This is a genomic window from Brevibacterium sp. NPDC056726 (assembly GCF_042790515.1).
In the GTDB taxonomy this organism is placed as follows: Bacteria; Actinomycetota; Actinomycetes; order Actinomycetales; family Brevibacteriaceae; genus Brevibacterium; species Brevibacterium sanguinis.
Genome location: NZ_JBHTYZ010000003.1, coordinates 517,008 through 535,279, shown reverse-complemented (window position 1 = coordinate 535,279; position 18,272 = coordinate 517,008). Strand labels below are relative to the sequence as shown.

The window sequence follows — 18,272 nt, the reverse complement described above, 5'->3', positions numbered from 1 at the left end:
AGTCTCCGATGCTGAGACAAGGAGGCACATCATCATGTCGGAGCCGACATTCCGGACCATCGCCATCATCCTGTACTTCGCGGGCATGCTCGCGATCGGGTGGTTCGCGTACCGCAAGACCAAGGACAGCCTCGATGACTACATGCTCGCCGGCCGCGGTCTGCGCCCGTCGGTCGCGGCCCTCAGCGCCGGTGCCTCCGATATGTCCGGGTGGCTGCTCATGGGTCTGCCCGGCGCCATCTACCTCGCCGGCCTCGTCGAGGCGTGGATCGCGATCGGCCTGACCGTCGGCGCCTGGGTGAACTGGAAATTCGTCGCCCCGCGCCTGCGCGCCTTCACGGAGACCGCCGGTGACTCGATCACCATTCCGAGCTTCTTCGAAGAGCGGCTGCAGGACCGGACTCACCTCCTGCGGATCGTCTGCGGCCTCATCATCCTCGTGTTCTTCACGTTCTACGTCTCCTCCGGCATGGTCGCGGCGGGCAAGTTCTTCGAATCGAGCTTCGGCCTCAACTATCTCGCCGGCATGCTCATCGTCGCCGCGATCACGATGGTCTACACGCTCTTCGGCGGCTTCCTCGGTGCGACGCTCACCGACGTCGCCCAGGGGCTGCTGATGTTCGCGGCCCTCATCGCCGTGCCGATCGTCGCCGTCATCAACGCCGGCGGCCCCGCCGAGGTGATCGCCAACGTCCGTGCGATCGATCCGAGCCTGCTCAGCCTCTTCGGCTCCGGACCGTTCTGGGCCGGCGGCACCTACCTGGCCGTGATCTCCTCCCTGGCCTGGGGCCTCGGGTATTTCGGGCAGCCGCATATCATCGTCCGCTTCATGGCTCTGCGCACTCCCGCCGACGCCACCGTCGCCCGCCGGATCGGCGTGGGCTGGATGGCGATCTCCGCCGCAGGTGCCATCGCCACCGCGATCGTCGGCATCTCCTACTTCTCGCAGCATGCGGACCAGGCGCCGACGGACCCCGAGACCGTGTTCCTCGATCTCGCGCAGATCCTCTTCCACCCGTTCATCGCCGGTCTCGTGCTCGCCGCCGTCCTCGCGGCGATCATGTCGACGATCTCCTCGCAGCTCGTCGTCACCTCCTCGGCGCTCGTCGAGGACCTCTTCAAGATCGTCGCCGCGCGCGTCGGATCAGAGCGCACCCTGCAGGACAAGACGTATGTCCTCCTCGGTCGCCTCGGCATCCTCGTCGTCGCCGTCATCGCCGTGCTGCTCGCGATCTCGCCGTCGAACAGCATCCTCGACCTCGTCGCCTTCGCGTGGGCCGGATTCGGCGCCTCGTTCGGTCCGATCGTCCTCCTCACCCTGTTCTGGAAGAAGCTGACGAACTGGGGCGCGCTCTGCGGACTCATCGCAGGTGCCGTCGTCGCCTTCGTGTGGGGGCAGCTCAACACCCCGCTGACGGATGCGATCTACGAGATCATCCCGGGCTTCGCGATCAATCTCATCGTCGCCGTCGTCGTCAGCCTCGCCACCTACAAGCCGAACCCGGAGATCGAGCGCGAGTTCGATGAAGGAGTGGAGCTCTCGAAGGTGCAGTGAACGCCTTCGCCTGCACTGCGTGAGCACAACGGCCCGCCGGTCTACCAGGACCAGCGGGCCGTTCGCGTTCGGTGTCGTACAGGTTCGGTGTCATGCAGGTTCGCCGTCGCGCCCGTTCAACACTTCCCGCGAAAAAGTCGTCTCCCAAGACGCGATATTCACGCCAGCTGTTGAAGGAGGCGCACAGCACATACCCACTGCGCTCACTCAACACTTCCCGCGAAAAAGTCGTCCCCCAAGACGCGATATTCACGGCACCTGTTGAACGAGGGACCAGCGGCACGCACACGATGCGCCGCTGCCACCGCAAAGTCCCCGTGAATGCACTTCAGGCGGGCACCCGCGCTGGGGTGCCCGCCTGAAGTGAACGGCGCGCAGAACGTGCGCCCGGCCTCACGTGGAGGCTGGGGTCACTTGTCCTTGCCGGCCGCCGGGTCGATGACCTCGACGGTCTCGTCGGTCTCGACGTTGCCCTCGGCATCCTCGGTGACCTTGACCTCGTCGACGACGACATCGCCGTCGGCATCCTCGGTGACGGTGACGTCGTCGGAGACGACCTCTTCGTCAGCGGGAGCGGCTGCGGCGGCGGTGGCCTGCTCGGCCTCCTTCACCGTCGCCTGCTTCGGCGAGTAGGGCTCGAGGACGAGCTCGATGACGGCCATCGGGGCGTTGTCGCCGTTGCGGGGGCCGATCTTCGTGATGCGGGTGTATCCACCCGGACGCTCGGCCATCGTCTCGGCGATCGAGGTGAAGAGCTCGTGGACGATCGACTTGTCGCCGATCTGCGCGAGCACGCGGCGACGAGCGGCGAGATCGCCCTTCTTCGCTGCGGTGATGAGGCGCTCGGCAACCGGGCGGAGGCGCTTGGCCTTCGTCACGGTCGTCGTGATGCGCTTGTGCTCGAAGAGCTGAGCTGCCAGGTTGTTGAGCATGAGGCGCTCGTGCGTGGGCGATCCGCCGAGGCGGGGGCCCTTCGTGGGGGTAGGCATAGTGAGAAACTCCTAGGTCTAGATCAGTACTGTTCGTCTTCGACGTAGGACTGGTCCTCTTCCGCGAGACCGGATTCGAACCCGGCAGGACTGTCCTTGAGGCTCAGACCCAGCTCGTTGAGCTTGGCCTTGACCTCGTCGATCGACTTCGAACCAAAGTTGCGGATATCCATGAGGTCGGCTTCGCTGCGAGCAACGAGCTCACCGACGGTGTGGATGCCCTCACGCTTGAGGCAGTTGTAGGAGCGCACGGTCAGGTCGAGGTCCTCGATCGCCAGGGCGAGGTCAGCGGCGAGCGCGGCGTCGACCGGCGACGGGCCGATCTCGATGCCTTCGGCTTCGACGTTGAGCTCACGGGCGAGTCCGAACAGCTCGACCAGGGTCTTGCCCGCAGACGCGATGGCGTCGCGCGGGGTCATCGACGGCTTGGTCTCGACATCGAGCACGAGGCGATCGAAGTCGGTGCGCTGCTCGACACGAGTGGCTTCCACCTTGTAGGTGACCTTGAGAACAGGCGAGTAGATCGAGTCGACCGGGATCCGGCCGATCTCGGCATCCGCGTTCTTGTTCTGCGCGCTCGACACGTAGCCGCGTCCGCGTTCGATGGTGAGCTCCATGTCCAGACGGCCTTCGCCATTGAGCGTGGCGATGTGGAGGTCGGGGTTGTGGATCTCGACTCCGGCGGGAGCGGAGACATCGGCGGCGGTCACGGTGCCGGGGCCCTGCTTGCGCAGGTACGCAACGACAGGCTCGTCGAACTCAGACGACACGACCAGGGACTTGAGGTTGAGGATGAATTCGGTGACATCCTCCTTCACGCCTGGAACGGTGCTGAACTCGTGGAGCACTCCGTCGATCCGAATGGAGGTGACGGCGGCTCCCGGAATCGACGACAGCAGAGTGCGACGAAGCGAGTTGCCGAGAGTGTATCCGAAGCCCGGCTCGAGGGGCTCGATGGCGAACCGCGAGCGGTTATCGGAGACGACTTCTTCCGTGAGTGTTGGGCGCTGTGCAATGAGCACGTGGGCTTCCTTTCAGCGAACATCCGCTATATGACGTTCGCACTGCACGTCATGACCGCGTACGGGTCATGAAGAACGGTTCGGTTTTATGCAAAGAATCCGCATCGCCGCGGGTGGCGGGCCGGTCGGCCCGTCACCTGCGGTGAGTGTCACGGAAAGGGTCAGCCGCGGCGGCGCTTGGGCGGACGGCAGCCGTTGAACGGAACCGGGGTGACATCCTGGATGGTGCCCAGTTCCAGACCGGCGGCCTGGAGGGAGCGGATCGCGGTTTCGCGGCCCGAGCCCGGTCCCTTGACGAACACGTCGACCTTCTTCAGGCCGTGTTCCTGTGCGCGGCGGGCAGCGGACTCCGCAGCCATCTGAGCGGCGTAGGGAGTCGACTTGCGCGAGCCCTTGAAGCCGACCTCACCGGAGGAGGCCCAGGAGATGACAGCACCGGTCGGATCGGTGATCGACACGATGGTGTTGTTGAAGGTGGACTTGATGTGAGCCTGGCCGGCAACGATATTCTTCTTGATCTTGCGGCGAGGCTTGCGCGCTGAAGCGGCGCGTGACTTGGGAGGCATATGTTTTACTCCTGATCGAGGTGGTTGACGCCGGTCAACCGGGTGAGCATGTTACTTCTTCTTACCGGCCACGGTGCGCTTCGGTCCCTTGCGGGTGCGCGCATTCGTCTTGGTCCGCTGTCCGCGAACCGGGAGACCGCGGCGGTGGCGCAGGCCTTCGTAGCTGCCGATCTCGACCTTGCGGCGGATGTCGGCGGCAACCTCACGACGGAGGTCGCCCTCAACCTGGAACGTGCCCTCGATGTAGTCACGCAGCTGCACGAGCTCCGCGTCGGTCAGGTCCTTCACACGGGTGTCCGGGCTGATGCCGGTTTCCGTGAGGGTCTGGCGCGCACGGGTGCGGCCCACACCATAGATGTATGTCAGGGCGACTTCCACGCGCTTTTCACGCGGAATGTCGACTCCGGCAAGACGTGCCATAGGTTCTTACTCCTGTAATGATGTTTCGGAGGTGCTGATGCAGACCTGTCCTCGGGTTCTCACCTCAAGGTCCTCGGCCCCCGACCGAAGGTATCGTCCTGCTCGGCGCTCAGGCGCCGCGCAGGGGGCGAGGTCTGCGTGGGTGTGGTGCTGCGTGAAGTCCCTATGCGGGACTTCGTCTGCTCGAAGAGCTGCTCAGCCCTGACGCTGCTTGTGGCGCGGGTTGGAGCAGATCACCATGACTCGACCGTGACGGCGGGTCACCTGGCACTTCTCGCAGATCTTCTTGACGCTGGGCTTAACCTTCATCGTTTTTCCTTCTCTCGGCCGGTCTCCCCGGGTGAGGGAGTCCGGCGCGAATGATCGAAGATCCTTACTTGTAGCGGTAGACGATTCGTCCGCGCGAGAGATCGTAAGGAGAGAGCTCCACGATGACTCGGTCCTCGGGCAGGATGCGGATGTAGTGCTGACGCATCTTCCCTGAGATGTGCGCGAGCACCTTGTGCCCGTTGCTCAGCTCGACCCGGAACGATGCGTTCGGGAGAGCCTCGACGACGGTGCCCTCGATCTCAATGACCCCTTCTTTTTTGGCCATATCGTTCGCTAACCTCGTATTCCCGCGAATCCTTCGCGTTCGACGTAATCGTCGATCGCCGATGAACACCGGCGATCCCATCGGCCGATTCGGACCCGACTTTCCCACATGAAAAGTTGTGGATGGCGTGACGCCGCCCACAACCGGGAATGGGTGAGTTGAGTGAGAACAGACCAATCATCTACTCTACACGACGATGCGAAGATCTTCCAGGCGGTCCTGGATTCTGTGCGTGAGTTCCCCTACAATCCCGACCCCGGCACCGAGGCGGCCGCTCGTTCCCAGCACGACCGAGGCGCCCGCCCGGCTCAGGTGTGCGCGCGGGTGCCGTATCCGGTGCGCAGGCCGACGACGACGGCGACCATGAGGACGAGGGCGCCGAGCACGGTGATCCACGCGAATCCCCCGAGCGCGAGCAGCGGTCCGGCGCAGGCCGCGACGGCTGCGGCGCCGAGGTTCATCCCGGCGTCCGAGAGCCCCTGGACCTCGATCCGGTGGGCCTCGTCGGTGTCCTGTGTGAGCAGCGTCGACCCGGCGATGAGACACGCCGACCAGCCGAGGCCGAGGACGAAGAGGGCGATCGAGATCCGAGTGAACGACGATTCTCCCGCGGCGTCGATGAACCCGAGGACGAGGGCGAGCGCGAAGAGCGCCTGACCGAGCGCGATGACCCGTCCCGGCGAGAAGCGGTCGGTGAGGTAGCCGAAGACCGGGGAGAGACCGTACATCCCGAAGATGTGCCCGGCGATCGTCACCCCGATGACGCCGAGGCCGAACCCCTGATGGTCCATGTGCACCGGCGTCATCACCATCGTCGAGACCATGATCATGTGTCCGGTGACGACGGAGAGCAGGCCGAAGAGGGCACCCGGGGACCGGCGCACAGCTCGCCAGGCCCCGCCTCGGCGGGATGATTCCGTCACCGAGGCGGCCGTGCGGACATCGCCGACGGACACCTGCTCCACCGGGGTCTCCCCCTCGGCGGATCCGCCCACCGTCGCACCCGGCTGCGGGGATGCCACTGACGCGGGGACCTCCGCGGGCGAGTACACGGCAGGGGTGCGGAGGAACATCACGCAGACGAAGGAGAGGAGGTAGCCCGCGACGGCGATGAGAAAGGGCCCGGCGAAGGGGTCGATGCCGAGGGCCTCCCCCAGCCTGGCCCCGGGTTCGGCGAGGTTGGGTCCGACGACGGACCCCACAGTCGTCGCCCACACGACGAGCGACATCGCCCGCCCCTTGAGGTTCGCCGGTGCCGCATCGGTCGCCGCGTACCGGCTCTGCAGCCCCGCGGCGGTCGCGGAGCCGAAGCAGCCCATGCCGACGAAGAAGAGGAGGGAGATGCCGGCGAGGATCGCAGCGACGATGAGCAGCGCCCCGATGAGGGCGAGTCCGTAGCCGACGCCGAGCGCCCACCGCCGATTCCGTGCGGCGGCGAGCCGGGCCAGCGGCAGGGCGAGGAGTCCGGCGCCGAGGATCGACGCCGTCTGCGCGAAGCCGGCGAGCTCGGTGCGCCCGGTCAGCCTCTCGGCGAGGATCCCGCCGACGGCGAAGCCCGTGGCCACGCCGATGCCGGCGAACAGCTGCGCAAGGCTGAGCGCCCACTGGTTGTGTCGGAATGTCCGTCCCGTCGTTCTCACCCTCTGACCTGCCTGTGCGCCGCCGATCGCGCCGCGTCGTCGCAGCGCGTCCCCGGCCCCGCCGCATCGCCGGACCGGGTGCGCCTGTGCTCTGCCTCGATGCTAACCGACGGCGACGCGGCCGGGAGCGCACTCCCGGCCGCGTTCTCAGTCAGTGCCGTGGCTTCCGGACCTTCGCGGCCCGGTAGACGAGCCCACCGGCGGTGAGCAGGGCGAGCGCTTCGGCGAGCAGCGCCCAGATGTCGGCACCGGTGCGCGGCAGGCTGCCGCCGCCATCGTCACCGCCGCCGGCTGAGCCGCCGCCGGGGGCGTCACCGCCGCCCTTCGGGTCGTCCCCGTCGGCGCTGCCGCCGCCTTCGGAGCCGCCGCCGTCGGAGCCGGCACCGTCGCTGTCCTTGCCGCCGTCGTCGCCCTTGCCGTCGTCACCGGTCACGGTCAGCGTCGTGTTCGCCGTCGTCTTGCCGCCCTCATCGAGCAGCTGGACGACGTAGGTGCCCGGCTTCGCGTCCTGCGGCACGGTGATCCGGCCCACGGCGTTGCCGCCGTTGTCGGTCGTCAGCGTCCCGAGGCTGCCGCCGGTCTCGAAGGCGACGGTGTACGTCTCCTCCGAGGCCTGATGCTTCACGGTCGCCTCGAGGCTCTCCCCGGCCGACGCGGTGTCCTTGGACAGGGAGAAGTCCTCGGCTCGGAACGTGTCCATCCGGCACCGGTTGGGCAGAGTGATCGTCTCACCGCGGTCGTCGACGGCCGTGTCGGGTGTCGGCAGCTTGGGACCGAAGTCGCCGACCTCGGGCACCGTGCCCTGCGAGAGGAACGCGTTGACCGTCTCGTCCGTGCATGCCTTGTTCTCATCGCGTGACATGTACGAGGTGTGCGAGGCCCCGGAGACCGAGAGCAGGCTGCCGTCGATCGTGCGGGCGAGCTTGACTCCCGAGGCGTACGGGGTCGCCGAGTCGTGGGACGTGGAGACGACGAGGATGTTCGGCACGGCGGTGAGCTTCTCCGGCTTGGGCAGGGTGCCCTTGAACTTCCAGAAGTCGCAGTAGTCGTAGACGCCCGGGGACACCGAGGCGGCCTGGAACGGTCCGGCTTCGTCGTAGCGCTCCGCGAGGTCGCGCAGCGCCGCGAGGTCCGGCTTGTCACCGTAGCTGTTCTCATCCGTGCAGCGGATGTTCGTGAACGCCTGGAGCATCGGATCGTAGTGGCCGGTCTCGTCGCGGGAGTTGTAGTCGTCGGCGAGTCGCATGAGCTCACCGGCGGACTCCCCTGCCTTGAGTTCGGTGAGACCGAGGGCGAGCCTCGACCACAGCGTCTCCGAGTAGAGGGCCTGGATGACGCCGGTGCGCGCATCGCCGAACGTCACCTCGCGGTCGTCGCCGTCGATGCCCGTCGGCAGCGGGTTGCCCTCGAGTGAGCGGAGCACTCCCTGCACGGCCGTCGTCAGTTCCTCCCGGTCGGTGATGCCGTCGCCGAGAGCGCACGTGAACGGCTGGTCCTTGAGCTCGGCCAGGCGGGCGGGGAACTCGAGGTCGGGGTAGGTCTCACCCCAGGTCCTGCCGTCCGTGCCCTTGGCCGAGCAGTCGAGGGCGAACTGCTCGAAGGTGCCCTGGAAGCCGGCGATCTGGTTGACGGAGTCGTCGGCGTCCTCCTCGGCGTCCTCCTTTGCCACGAGCTTGCCGCTGGCATCGAGGTACGCCTGCGGGTCGGCGTTGATGTCCTTGAGCGCCTTGTAGGCGGAGACGTTGCCGGGGTCGACGGCACCGTCGAGGACGAGGCGGCCGACGCTGTCACCGAACTTCTGGGCGTAGACGTAGCCGAGGCGGGTGCCGTAGGAGAAGCCGATGAAGTCGAGCTTGTCGTCTCCGCTCGTCGAGCGGATGAGGTCGAGATCGCCCACGGCGTCCCACGTGCCCAGGTGCTTCATGAGATTCTCCTGGCCGCCCTCGCCGAGGTCGAAGAGCTTGCCGGTGTTCTCGATGCAGTCGTTGGCGAAGCGCTCGGCCTGATCGTTGAGGATGTCCTCGGCATTGTCGCGGTCACCCGACCAGGCGTCCTCGGCGCGGTCGGCGTCGATCTGCTCATCGGTCGAGCACTGGGAGAACGGCATGGAGCCGCCGGTGCCGCGCGGGTCGAAGCCGACGAGGTCGAAGTTCGCGGCGAGGTCGGGTTCGTAGAGGGCACCGGCCACGCCGAGCGTCATGCCCGAGCCGCCGGGTCCGCCGGGGTTCCACGCGACGGTGCCCTGGGACGTCGTCTTCTCGAACTTCCCGCCGACCATCTTGCCCGAGGGCACCTTCATCATCGCGATCGCGACATTGCCCGCGGCTGGGTCCTCCGCGTCGATCGGGGCGATGAGGTAACCGCACAGCGGTGCCCGCCCGATCCGCTCGGAGTAGTCGGGGTAGCCGAGCTTGCCGCAGTTCTCCGCGCTCAGGTCGACCTTCTGGTTATAGTACTTCTCCAATCCGGCGGGAACGTTGCCGGCACCTGTGCCCCCGCCCTGCGGATCGGGGATGCGGTATGTGCCGTCGTCCTGCCCGAAGAGCTCCTTCGCCAGCTGCGGGTAGTACTTGTCGAGCTCCTCGGCGTTCGGGCTCGGCTCCTGCGTCGGTCCCTCCGTCGCTCCCGGCTCGGTCGGCGCCGGCTCGCTCGGTTCCGGCGCGGCGGGGCTCTGAGTGGCAGTCTCGGTGGGCTCGGCCGTGGGGTCGGCGATGACGGTGAAGTCGTCGCTCGTCTTCAGACTGTCCGCGGATTTGACGATGTAGGTGCCGGGAGTCAGCGGCGCACCGTCGATCTCGGTCTCGACGGTGCCGGTGCCGGCCTCGACCGTGGCCTCGGCCCCGTCGACGGGGTCGTTGCCGGCGGCGCGGACGACGGTGAGCGTGGTCGGGCCGGATGGATCAGCGGCGACGGTGACGGGAATCGTGAGGTCCGGCGACGCGGTCACCTCGGCGTCGATGCCGAGTGTGATCTCGAGGTCGGTGTCGGTCGCCGAGTCTGCCGTCGGCAGGGTCTGCTGGGTGGACGCGGGTGACTCCGCGGTGCCTGTGGCGACGGCGGGCAGACTGCCCGCGAACAGCAGTGAAGCGCCGATGATCGACGCTCCCAGGACACGCGAAGACCCTCTCAATGTGATGTGGGTCATGGTCGCCATCGTAACGCACAGATAACGGTCAGCATTTTTTCATACTCTTCGTTATCGTTTCGTGACAATGATCGCCCCCGCGTCGCCGCCCTGCCTCTGCATCCGGCGATCCGCCCCGTGACCTCCCATGTCGTCGTCCCCGTAGGACCGGCCGCGGCGACTGCTAGCGTGAGCACAGTCATTGCCGCGCACAGGGAGGAGAGCACCATGGACGATCTCGACGCCATCACCGAGGAATCGCTCGTCGCGAAGGGGGGCCGCAAATGGTCGTCGTTCCCGGGCAGCCTCGGTGCTTTCATCGCCGAGATGGACTTCGGGGTCGCTCCCGTCATCCGGCAGGCGCTCACCGAGATCGACGCCCGCGACCTCTACGGCTACGCGCCGACGAGTCTCGTCTCCGATCTCCGCAGCGCCACCTCGGCGTTCTGTGCCGAACGCTACGGCTGGCAGTTCCCCGCCGCGCACGTCCACCTCGCCAGCGACGTCCTCGCAGCCTTCATCGGCGTGCTCGAGCACCTCACCCCGGCCGGCACACCGATCGTCCTGCCGACCCCGGCGTACATGCCGTTCTTCGACGTCGCTGCGGTCACCGGCCGAGAACTCATCGAGGTGCCGATGCTGCGGACGGAGACCGACTGGCAGGTCGACCTCGACGCCGTGGCCGAAGCGCTCACCCCGGGGGCCACCCTCGTCCTGTGCAATCCGCACAACCCGATCGGGAAGGTCTATTCGCCCGCGGAGCTGCTCGCGATCGCCGAGGTGGTCGAGGCCGCGGGCGCGCGGGTGTTCTCCGATGAGATCCACGCTCCCCTCGTCTACGATCCCGCCCACCATGTGCCGTATGCGAGCCTGAGCGAGGTGACCGCCGGACACACCGCCACGGCGACCGCGGCGTCGAAGGCCTTCAACATCCCCGGCCTCAAATGCGCGCAGCTCATCCTCACGAATCCCCACGACCGTGAGACCTGGGCCCGGAAGGGGCACTTCGTCTCCGGTGCGGCCGCGAACCCCGGCATCCTCGCCACGACCGCCGCCTACTCCCAGGGCGGCGACTGGCTCGCCGAGATCACCGCGTACCTCAAGGGCAACCGCGACGTCCTCACCGATCTGCTCACCTCCGAGCTGCCGAACGCGGCCTACATCCCGCCCGACGGCACCTACCTCGCGTGGCTCGACCTGCGCGGCTACGGGTTCGAGTCAGGGCTCTCGGCGCACTTCAACGAGGCGGCGAAGGTCGCAGTGACCGAGGGGCGCCTCTGCGGGAGGGTCGGCGCCGGCCATGTCCGGATCAACTTCGCCCTCCCCCGTCCCCTCCTCGAGGAGGCCGTGTACCGCCTCGTCGCCGCGGTCCGGCGCGGACCGCACGACTGAGCACCCAGCCGTCAGGCCAGCGGTGTCGCAGCCTCAGCCCTCCGGCAGCCATTCGATGAGGTCGAAGGCCGCGTTCTCCGCCGCCGCCTCCCGCACCTGCTGGTCGTAGCGGAGATAGTACTCGAGGTTGCAGCGGTCCATGAACGTCCGGAAGCGCTGCGAGGGCTGCTCGGACCCGACGATCTCCGCCGGCAGCAGCGGGTTCTCCATGACCGCGCGCCCGACCCGGTAGTAGAGGTCGAAGAACCGGCCGATCGGCAGCTCCGGCAGACCTGCCCCCGGTTTGTCGCGCGGCCCGCCGAGGCGGCTGATCTCGACCTCGAACTCCTCGATCTGCCGGCGGGCACCGGCGAGTTCGAAGGCGATCGCGGTCATCCGCTTCGCCGCGGCGAGGTCGGCGGGAACGATCTGCGTGCACTCGTACCAGCCGCCGTCGATGTCGCCCGGCAGCTGGGCGCGCAGAGCGTGGCTGCGATCGGCGAATCCGATGAGGACCCCGGCGCGCAGCTGCCGGTACCCGAGCATGCGCGCGACGTACTGGAAGCGGTCGCGCAGGGGGCGAGAGGTCTCGGGGATCGTGTAGAGGGCGGCGTGGAAGCGGCCGGTGAACTCCGGCAGTTCGCGGTCGCCGCTGATGTCGCGGAACTGCGCGAGGATCCGCGGGCTGAGCCGGTACTGGGTGACGCGACCGCAGCGCTCGAGGGAGATGAGGTCGCGCTGGGCCATGCGGGTGAGCTGGTTGCGCACGCTCGAGGCCGAATAGCCGTGGTCGGCGAGGATGCGCACGATGATCGGGCCGGGCACCCCGCTCGCCCGCAGACATCCGAAGACGGAGACGACGTCGAAGGCGATCCGCGTCAGCCGATAGCGATCGCCCACATCTCGCCTACGTTTCGTGGCAAGTTGGACGTCGCTCATGCCTCAATCCTACCGTGAGAGCCATCCCACCAGGGCTGATGAGAAGGGACGAATGATCATGGACAACGACAGGTTCGAGCGCAGGCAGCGGGTCTATTCGACGGCGAAGATCACGGGTCTGCTCGCGGGCTCAGCGGCCGCATTCATCGCCTTCTGCCTCTTCCAGATCTTCGGTGCCGAGATCCTCGAGACGGCCGTGTGGATGTTCGCCCTCGGGCTGATGACGTTCTCCGGGGTCTTCGTCGCCACGTACCTCGGGGTCGCGGCCTCGACGCGCGGGACCACGGTCGGCAGCTGAGGCCCCACTCCCCTCACCCGGATGCCGTCGCACCGCGACGGCACTGCGCTCACTGCCCCGGCGGCACCGGGGTGATCCCGAACTCGGCGAGTTCGGCGGCCCCGCCGTCGGGTGCGGTGAGCACCCACACTCCGCCGTCGTGCCGGGCGACACTGTGCTCCCAATGGCTCGCCCGAGAGCCGTCGGCGGTGACGACCGTCCAGTCGTCGGCGAGGGTCACCGTCTCCGGGCTGCCGGCCGTGAGCATCGGCTCGATCGCCAGGCACATGCCCGGCCTGATCTTCGGACCGTTCGACTTCGCGCGGTAGTTGAGGACCTCCGGCGGCATGTGCATCGACGTGCCGATGCCGTGACCGGTGAACTCCTCGACGAGACCGAGGTCGGGAGCCGCCTCGGTGACATAGTCGTCGATGGCATCCCCGATGTCGCTGACCTTCGTGCCCGTCGCGAACGCCGCGATCCCGGCCCACATGGCCCGCTCGGTCGCGGCAGACAGGGCCCGGTCGGCCGCCGTGCCCGCGGCGTCCCCGCCGACGATCATCGTGAAGGCGGAATCCCCGTGGAATCCGTCGACGATCGCACCGCCGTCGATCGAGACGAGGTCGCCCGGCTCGAGCACGCGCTGCCCGGGGATACCGTGGACGATCTCCTCATTGACGGAGATGCACAGGACCGCCGGGAAGCCCTGGTAGCCCTTGAAGTTCGACGTCGCCCCCGCCTCGGCGATGACCGCTTCCGCGGCGGCATCGACCTCAGCGGTCGTCGCGCCCGGCACCGCGGCGGCCCGGGCGGCGTCGAGCGCGGCCCGCGTGACCGCGCCGGCCGCCCGCATGCTCTTCAGCTGCGCGGGCGACTTCAGCTCGATCCGGGGACCGAAGATCATCGCAGGGAGTCGAGGATGCGATCGGTGATCGCGGAGACCTCACCGAGGCCGTCGACCTCACGGAGCAGTCCGCGCTCGCGGTAGATGTCGGTGAGCGGCTGCGTCTGCTCGGCGTAGACGTCGAGGCGGTGGCGGATGACGTCCTCGCTGTCGTCGCTGCGGCCTTCCTTCTCCGCTCGGGCGAGCAGCCGGGCAACGACCTCGTCGACATCGGCGGTGAGCTCGACGACGGCGGAGAGCTCGTGGCCGCCGGCCTCGAGCATCCGATCGAGTTCGGCGACCTGCGCGGCGGTGCGCGGGTAGCCGTCGAGGAGGAAGCCGGACGCGGCGTCGTCCTGCGCGAGACGATCGGCGACCATCTTGTTCGTCACCTCGTCGGGCACGTACTCACCGGCGTCCATGTAGCGCTTCGCGAGCGTGCCCAGCTCGGTCTCGCCCTTGACGTTGGCGCGGAAGATGTCCCCGGTCGAGATCGCGGGGATGTCGAGCGCCTCGGCGAGTCGTGCCGCCTGGGTGCCCTTGCCGGCGCCGGGCGCGCCGATGAGGATGATGCGTGAACTCATATCTGTCCTTCCGGAGAAATGCGCTGACCGTGGGATCAGCGGAGCAGGCCCTCATAGTGGCGCTGCTGCATCTGCGCGTCGATCTGCTTGACCGTCTCGAGGCCGACACCCACGACGATGAGCAGCGAGGTGCCGCCGAAGGGGAAGTTCTGGTTCGCGTTGATGAGAACCAGGGCGATGAGCGGGATGAGCGCGACGAACGCGAGGTAGAGCGATCCGGGGAAGTTGATGCGGCTGAGCACGTAGCTCAGGTACTCCGCGGTGGGACGTCCGGCCCGGATGCCGGGGATGAAGCCGCCGTACTTCTTCATGTTGTCCGCGACTTCCTCCGGGTTGAAGGTGATCGCGACGTAGAAGTACGAGAAGAAGATGACGAGCACCGCGTAGGCGGCGATGTAGATCGGGTGGTCACCGGTGGTGAAGTACGTGTTGATCCATTCGACCCAGTTCGTCTCGGGGTTGAAGAACTGAGCGATGAGGCTCGGCAGGTAGAGCACCGAGGAGGCGAAGATGACGGGGATGACGCCGGCCATGTTCACCTTGATCGGAATGTACGTCGAGGTGCCGCCGAACATCCGGCGCCCGACCATGCGCTTGGCGTACTGGACGGGGATGCGGCGCTGGGACTGCTCGACGAAGACGACGAGGGCGACGAGGACGAGGCCGACGGCGATGACGATGAGGAACACGTCGATGCCCTGTTCGCGGAGGATCGCGCCGAGCGAGGACGGGAAGGCCGCCGCCACCGAGGTGAAGATGAGGATCGACATGCCGTTGCCGACGCCGTGCTCGGTGATCTGCTCGCCGAGCCACATGATGAGGCCGGTGCCGGCGGTGAGCGTGATGACGAGGACGGTGATGCCCCACCACGTGTCGTTGGTGATGAGGTTCGTGCAACCTTCGATCTGACCGAACAGCGCACCGGAGCGCACGGTCGCGACGAGGGTCGTGGCGTTGAGGATCGCCAGGCCGATCGTGAGGTAGCGGGTGTACTGCGTGAGCTTGGCCTGGCCGGAGGCGCCTTCCTTGTGGAGGGCCTCGAAGCGCGGGATGACGACGCGGAGCAGCTGGACGATGATGCTCGCCGTGATGTAGGGCATGATGCCGAGGGCGAAGATCGACAGCTGGAGCAGGGCGCCGCCGCTGAAGAGGTTGATCATCGCGAACCCGCCCTCATTGAGCTGCGGGGACGCCACGCACTGCTGGACCTGCGTGTAGTCGATGCCAGGCGAGGGGATGAAGGAGCCCAGGCGGAAGAGGACGATGATGCCCAGGGTGAAGAGGAGTTTGTTCCTCAAGTCGGGCGTGGAAAAGGCCCTCCGAATTGCGCCGATCAAGCGTCCTCCTCAGGGGGATGGAAGTCAGGGTCGCTGTCACGACCTGGCGAATGAGACAAATACCTGCAAAAGACTACCAGGGTGCGGGTCTCAGGCAGAAACCGAGCGGGCCCCTCTCCCCCGGTCTCGCGCCGGTCTCGGGTCCCATCGTGAGGAGGGTCTCGCCGAGGCGGCGCCCGGGTTCTCCTCAGGTGTGCCCAATGCCCGCTGCCGGGGTACGGGGATGCCGAAAGGGGCGGTCACAGTGTGACCGCCCCTTCCGTCTCGGGGTCCTGATGCCGTGCCCGCGTGTGCGGGCCCGCACTCAGGCCTCGGTGGCGCTTCCGCCTGCAGCTGCGATCTTCTCGAGCGCCGAGCCCGAGAACTTGTCTGCAGTGATGTTGATCGCCACGGTGATCTCACCCGTGCCCAGAACCTTGACCGGCTGCTTCGGGCGCACAGCGCCCTTGGCGACCAGATCGGCGACGGTGACGTCGCCGCCTTCCGGGAACAGAGCCGACAGCTTGTCGAGGTTGACGACCTGGAAGGTCACCTTCGCGGGGTTCTTGAACCCACGCAGCTTGGGCAGACGCATGTGCATCGGCGTCTGTCCACCCTCGAAGCCGTGCGGAACCTGGTAGCGGGCCTTCGTGCCCTTGGTTCCGCGACCGGCGGTCTTGCCCTTCGAGCCCTCACCGCGACCCACACGGGTCTTCGCGGTCTTGGCGCCGGGGGCCGGACGGAGATCGTGGATCTTCAGTGCGTCGTTGTTCGCCATTTCAGTCCACCTCTTCCACTGTCACCAGGTGACGCACGACGTTGATCATGCCCCGGATCTCCGGGCGATCGTCGTGCACCACGACGTCGTTGATCCGCTTGAGGCCGAGCGAACGCAGCGAGTCGCGCTGGTTCTGCTTGCCGCCGATCTCGGACTTCTTCTGAGTTACCTTGAGCTTCGCCATCAGGCCTTCGCCCCGCTTTCAGCAGCCGCGCGCAGAAGCGCGTGCGGTGCGACCTCGTCGACGGGCAGTCCACGGCGAGCCGCGACTTCCTCGGGACGCTCGAGGCTCTGGAGAGCCTTGATCGCAGCGTGGACGATGTTGATCGCGTTCGACGAACCCAGCGACTTGGACAGGATGTCCTGGACGCCGGCAGCGTCGAGCACTGCACGGACCGGACCGCCGGCGATGACGCCGGTACCCGGAGCGGCGGGACGGAGCAGGACGACGCCTGCCGCTTCCTCACCCTGGACGGGGTGGGGAATCGTCTTCTGGATGCGGGGGACGCGGAAGAAGTTCTTCTTCGCCTCCTCGACACCCTTCGCGATGGCGGCGGGAACTTCCTTCGCCTTGCCGTAGCCCATGCCGACCATGCCGTCACCGTCACCGACGACGACGAGGGCGGTGAAGGAGAACCGACGTCCACCCTTGACGACCTTCGACACGCGGTTGATCGTGACGACGTGCTCGATGAACTGGCTCTTCTCTTCGCGGTCTCCGCGACCGCCGCGACCGCGACCCTCGCCGCGTCCGCGACCCTGGCCGCGTCCGCCGCGGTTGTCACCGCCGCGGTTGTCGGAACCGCGGTTCTCAGCAGTCTCCTGCGAGACGTTGTTCTCTTCGCTCATAGCGCCAATCCTCCTTCACGGGCACCTTCGGCGATGGCCTGCACACGGCCGTGGTAGGCGTTGCCTCCACGGTCGAACACGACGGCCTCGACGCCGGCTTCCTTGGCGCGCTGCGCAACCAGCTCGCCGACCTTGCGTGCCTTGCCGGTCTTATCTGCTTCGAGTGCGCGCAGATCGGCTTCCATGGTGGAGGCCGAGGCCAGGGTCTTGCCGACGGTGTCGTCGATGACCTGGACGAAGACGTGGCGCGTGGAACGGGTCACTGAGAGACGGGGACGCTCGGCCGTACCACTGACATGCTTGCGCAAACGAGTGTGACGGCGCTTGCGAGCAGCTGCCCTGCCCTTGCCGTAGCTTTCCTTCTTGCCAAAGGCCATCTCTACTTACCAGCCTTTCCGACCTTGCGACGGACATTCTCTCCGGCGTAGCGGACACCCTTGCCCTTGTAGGGTTCGGGCTTGCGCAGCTTCCGGATATTCGCAGCGGTCTCGCCGACCAGCTGCTTGTCGATGCCGTGGACGGCCACCTTGTTCTGTCCTTCGACGGAGAACGAGATGCCCTCGGGCGGTTCGACGGTGATCGAGTGGCTGTAGCCGAGAGCGAACTCGAGGTTCGATCCCTTCGCCTGCACACGGTAACCGGTGCCGACGATCTCGAGACCCTTCGTGTAGCCCTCGGTGACACCGATGATCATGTTGTTGATCAGGGTGCGCGACAGTCCGTGCAACGACCGCGATTCGCGCTCGTCGTTCGGACGGGCCACGGTGACCGTGCCCTCATCGAGCGACACGGTGATCGGCTCGGCGATGGTCACGGACAGTTCGCCCTTGGGGCCCTTGACGGCCACATCCTGGCCGTCGATCTTGACCTCGACGCCAGACGGAACGGAGATCGGGTTCTTGCCGATGCGTGACATGCTCTTCTCCCCTTTCCTTACCAGACGTAGGCGAGGACTTCCCCACCCACACCCTTCTTGGCGGCCTGGCGATCCGTCAGGAGACCCGACGAGGTCGACAGGATGGCGATGCCGAGTCCACCGAGGACCTTCGGCAGGTTGGTCGACTTCGCGTAGACGCGCAGTCCCGGCTTCGACACACGGCGGAGGCCGGCGATCGAACGCTCACGGTTGGGACCGAACTTGAGATCGAGGCGCAGGGTCTTCCCGACGGTCGCGTCTTCGACGCTCCATCCGGTGATGTAGCCTTCGGCCTTGAGGATCTCGGCGATGTTCGACTTCAGCTTCGAGAACGGCATGCTGACGTCCTCGTGGTAAGCCGAGTTGGCGTTGCGCAGACGCGTGAGCATGTCTGCGACTGGATCAGTCATTGTCATGTGGGCTCGTGCCCTTCCTCGTTACGGTTTCC

At 66.9% G+C, this 18,272-nt stretch carries 21 protein-coding genes; 3 read left to right on the top strand and 18 right to left on the bottom strand.

What is annotated here, in order from left to right; genetic code table 11:
• Positions 1-34 precede the first annotated feature (34 nt).
• Positions 35-1,555 (top strand): sodium/proline symporter PutP, encoded by a 1,521-nt coding sequence (gene putP / locus ACFQ91_RS08790; RefSeq protein ID WP_211977959.1) that lies wholly within the window; start codon positions 35-37, stop codon positions 1,553-1,555.
• Positions 1,556-1,965: 410 nt separating this feature from the next.
• Here putP and rplQ read toward each other — a convergent pair whose 3' ends face one another.
• The 8 genes from rplQ to ACFQ91_RS08750 form a co-directional block, all read right to left on the bottom strand.
• Entirely contained in the window at positions 1,966-2,544 is a 579-nt protein-coding gene (gene rplQ, locus ACFQ91_RS08785; RefSeq protein WP_211977960.1) for a 50S ribosomal protein L17, read from the bottom strand.
• 23 nt (positions 2,545-2,567) lie between these two features.
• On the bottom strand, positions 2,568-3,566 hold the full coding sequence (locus tag ACFQ91_RS08780; RefSeq protein ID WP_009379253.1) for a DNA-directed RNA polymerase subunit alpha: 999 nt from the start codon (positions 3,564-3,566) through the stop codon (positions 2,568-2,570).
• Between the two features lie 161 nt (positions 3,567-3,727).
• A complete protein-coding gene (rpsK, locus tag ACFQ91_RS08775; protein WP_009379251.1) occupies positions 3,728-4,132 on the bottom strand; it encodes a 30S ribosomal protein S11 in 405 nt (134 codons plus the stop codon).
• Positions 4,133-4,183: 51 nt separating this feature from the next.
• Positions 4,184-4,552 (bottom strand): 30S ribosomal protein S13, encoded by a 369-nt coding sequence (gene rpsM / locus ACFQ91_RS08770; protein WP_137826764.1) that lies wholly within the window; start codon positions 4,550-4,552, stop codon positions 4,184-4,186.
• Positions 4,553-4,747: 195 nt separating this feature from the next.
• On the bottom strand, positions 4,748-4,861 hold the full coding sequence (rpmJ, locus tag ACFQ91_RS08765; protein ID WP_009379247.1) for a 50S ribosomal protein L36: 114 nt from the start codon (positions 4,859-4,861) through the stop codon (positions 4,748-4,750).
• A gap of 64 nt (positions 4,862-4,925) precedes the next feature.
• The gene (gene infA, locus ACFQ91_RS08760) at positions 4,926-5,147 is read right to left on the bottom strand and encodes a translation initiation factor IF-1 (RefSeq protein WP_009379245.1); all 222 of its coding nucleotides are present in this window, start codon (positions 5,145-5,147) and stop codon (positions 4,926-4,928) included.
• Positions 5,148-5,455: 308 nt separating this feature from the next.
• A complete protein-coding gene (locus ACFQ91_RS08755) occupies positions 5,456-6,787 on the bottom strand; it encodes an MFS transporter (RefSeq protein WP_211977961.1) in 1,332 nt (443 codons plus the stop codon).
• A gap of 151 nt (positions 6,788-6,938) precedes the next feature.
• Complete coding sequence (locus tag ACFQ91_RS08750; protein WP_211977962.1) at positions 6,939-9,932, bottom strand: alpha/beta fold hydrolase; 2,994 nt, start codon at positions 9,930-9,932, stop codon at positions 6,939-6,941.
• A 207-nt stretch (positions 9,933-10,139) separates the two neighbouring features.
• Here ACFQ91_RS08750 and ACFQ91_RS08745 point away from each other — a divergent pair, with 207 nt between their 5' ends.
• Entirely contained in the window at positions 10,140-11,303 is a 1,164-nt protein-coding gene (locus tag ACFQ91_RS08745) for a MalY/PatB family protein (protein WP_211977963.1), read from the top strand.
• A gap of 33 nt (positions 11,304-11,336) precedes the next feature.
• Here the strand turns inward: ACFQ91_RS08745 and ACFQ91_RS08740 are convergent, their stop codons facing one another.
• Positions 11,337-12,221 carry a PaaX family transcriptional regulator gene (locus ACFQ91_RS08740; protein ID WP_344258388.1) on the bottom strand — a complete coding sequence of 295 codons (885 nt, stop codon included), beginning with the start codon at positions 12,219-12,221 and terminating at the stop codon, positions 11,337-11,339.
• 58 nt (positions 12,222-12,279) lie between these two features.
• Between ACFQ91_RS08740 and ACFQ91_RS08735 the strand changes: the two genes are divergently transcribed.
• Positions 12,280-12,519, top strand: a complete 240-nt coding sequence (locus ACFQ91_RS08735) for a hypothetical protein (RefSeq protein WP_198498213.1) — start codon at positions 12,280-12,282, stop codon at positions 12,517-12,519.
• 49 nt (positions 12,520-12,568) lie between these two features.
• Here ACFQ91_RS08735 and map read toward each other — a convergent pair whose 3' ends face one another.
• The 9 genes from map to rpsH form a co-directional block, all read right to left on the bottom strand.
• Complete coding sequence (gene map, locus ACFQ91_RS08730) at positions 12,569-13,402, bottom strand: type I methionyl aminopeptidase (protein WP_211977964.1); 834 nt, start codon at positions 13,400-13,402, stop codon at positions 12,569-12,571.
• The gene (locus ACFQ91_RS08725) at positions 13,399-13,965 is read right to left on the bottom strand and encodes an adenylate kinase (protein WP_198498211.1); all 567 of its coding nucleotides are present in this window, start codon (positions 13,963-13,965) and stop codon (positions 13,399-13,401) included. The genes map and ACFQ91_RS08725 overlap by 4 nt, the downstream gene beginning before the upstream one ends.
• 35 nt (positions 13,966-14,000) lie before the next feature.
• Positions 14,001-15,302 (bottom strand): preprotein translocase subunit SecY, encoded by a 1,302-nt coding sequence (gene secY / locus ACFQ91_RS08720; RefSeq protein WP_198498210.1) that lies wholly within the window; start codon positions 15,300-15,302, stop codon positions 14,001-14,003.
• A gap of 304 nt (positions 15,303-15,606) precedes the next feature.
• Entirely contained in the window at positions 15,607-16,059 is a 453-nt protein-coding gene (rplO, locus tag ACFQ91_RS08715) for a 50S ribosomal protein L15 (protein WP_137826771.1), read from the bottom strand.
• 1 nt (position 16,060) lies between these two features.
• The gene (gene rpmD / locus ACFQ91_RS08710) at positions 16,061-16,243 is read right to left on the bottom strand and encodes a 50S ribosomal protein L30 (protein WP_198498209.1); all 183 of its coding nucleotides are present in this window, start codon (positions 16,241-16,243) and stop codon (positions 16,061-16,063) included.
• Complete coding sequence (gene rpsE, locus ACFQ91_RS08705) at positions 16,243-16,908, bottom strand: 30S ribosomal protein S5 (RefSeq protein ID WP_232623529.1); 666 nt, start codon at positions 16,906-16,908, stop codon at positions 16,243-16,245. The genes rpmD and rpsE overlap by 1 nt, the downstream gene beginning before the upstream one ends.
• Positions 16,905-17,285: a 50S ribosomal protein L18 gene (gene rplR, locus ACFQ91_RS08700; RefSeq protein ID WP_137826772.1), complete on the bottom strand. Its 381-nt coding sequence runs from the start codon at positions 17,283-17,285 to the stop codon at positions 16,905-16,907. The genes rpsE and rplR overlap by 4 nt, the downstream gene beginning before the upstream one ends.
• A 2-nt stretch (positions 17,286-17,287) precedes the next feature.
• Positions 17,288-17,824: a 50S ribosomal protein L6 gene (rplF, locus tag ACFQ91_RS08695; protein WP_137826773.1), complete on the bottom strand. Its 537-nt coding sequence runs from the start codon at positions 17,822-17,824 to the stop codon at positions 17,288-17,290.
• Between the two features lie 17 nt (positions 17,825-17,841).
• Positions 17,842-18,240 (bottom strand): 30S ribosomal protein S8, encoded by a 399-nt coding sequence (gene rpsH, locus ACFQ91_RS08690; RefSeq protein WP_137826774.1) that lies wholly within the window; start codon positions 18,238-18,240, stop codon positions 17,842-17,844.
• Positions 18,241-18,272: the final 32 nt, after the last annotated feature.

Bases quoted from the DNA above. Each gene is read 5' to 3' on its own strand.
- rpsM (WP_137826764.1), bottom strand. From the start codon at position 4,552: ATGGCACGTCTTGCCGGAGTCGACATTCCGCGTGAAAAGCGCGTGGAA.
- rpsH (WP_137826774.1), bottom strand. From the start codon at position 18,240: ATGACAATGACTGATCCAGTCGCAGACATGCTCACGCGTCTGCGCAAC.
- ACFQ91_RS08740 (WP_344258388.1), bottom strand. From the start codon at position 12,221: ATGAGCGACGTCCAACTTGCCACGAAACGTAGGCGAGATGTGGGCGAT.
- putP (WP_211977959.1), top strand. From the start codon at position 35: ATGTCGGAGCCGACATTCCGGACCATCGCCATCATCCTGTACTTCGCG.
- rpmJ (WP_009379247.1), bottom strand. From the start codon at position 4,861: ATGAAGGTTAAGCCCAGCGTCAAGAAGATCTGCGAGAAGTGCCAGGTG.
- rpsE (WP_232623529.1), bottom strand. From the start codon at position 16,908: ATGAGCGAAGAGAACAACGTCTCGCAGGAGACTGCTGAGAACCGCGGT.
- ACFQ91_RS08725 (WP_198498211.1), bottom strand. From the start codon at position 13,965: ATGAGTTCACGCATCATCCTCATCGGCGCGCCCGGCGCCGGCAAGGGC.
- infA (WP_009379245.1), bottom strand. From the start codon at position 5,147: ATGGCCAAAAAAGAAGGGGTCATTGAGATCGAGGGCACCGTCGTCGAG.
- map (WP_211977964.1), bottom strand. From the start codon at position 13,402: ATGATCTTCGGTCCCCGGATCGAGCTGAAGTCGCCCGCGCAGCTGAAG.
- ACFQ91_RS08735 (WP_198498213.1), top strand. From the start codon at position 12,280: ATGGACAACGACAGGTTCGAGCGCAGGCAGCGGGTCTATTCGACGGCG.
- rplO (WP_137826771.1), bottom strand. From the start codon at position 16,059: ATGGCGAACAACGACGCACTGAAGATCCACGATCTCCGTCCGGCCCCC.
- ACFQ91_RS08750 (WP_211977962.1), bottom strand. From the start codon at position 9,932: ATGACCCACATCACATTGAGAGGGTCTTCGCGTGTCCTGGGAGCGTCG.
- rplQ (WP_211977960.1), bottom strand. From the start codon at position 2,544: ATGCCTACCCCCACGAAGGGCCCCCGCCTCGGCGGATCGCCCACGCAC.
- rpsK (WP_009379251.1), bottom strand. From the start codon at position 4,132: ATGCCTCCCAAGTCACGCGCCGCTTCAGCGCGCAAGCCTCGCCGCAAG.
- ACFQ91_RS08745 (WP_211977963.1), top strand. From the start codon at position 10,140: ATGGACGATCTCGACGCCATCACCGAGGAATCGCTCGTCGCGAAGGGG.
- rpmD (WP_198498209.1), bottom strand. From the start codon at position 16,243: ATGGCGAAGCTCAAGGTAACTCAGAAGAAGTCCGAGATCGGCGGCAAG.
- rplR (WP_137826772.1), bottom strand. From the start codon at position 17,285: ATGGCCTTTGGCAAGAAGGAAAGCTACGGCAAGGGCAGGGCAGCTGCT.
- rplF (WP_137826773.1), bottom strand. From the start codon at position 17,824: ATGTCACGCATCGGCAAGAACCCGATCTCCGTTCCGTCTGGCGTCGAG.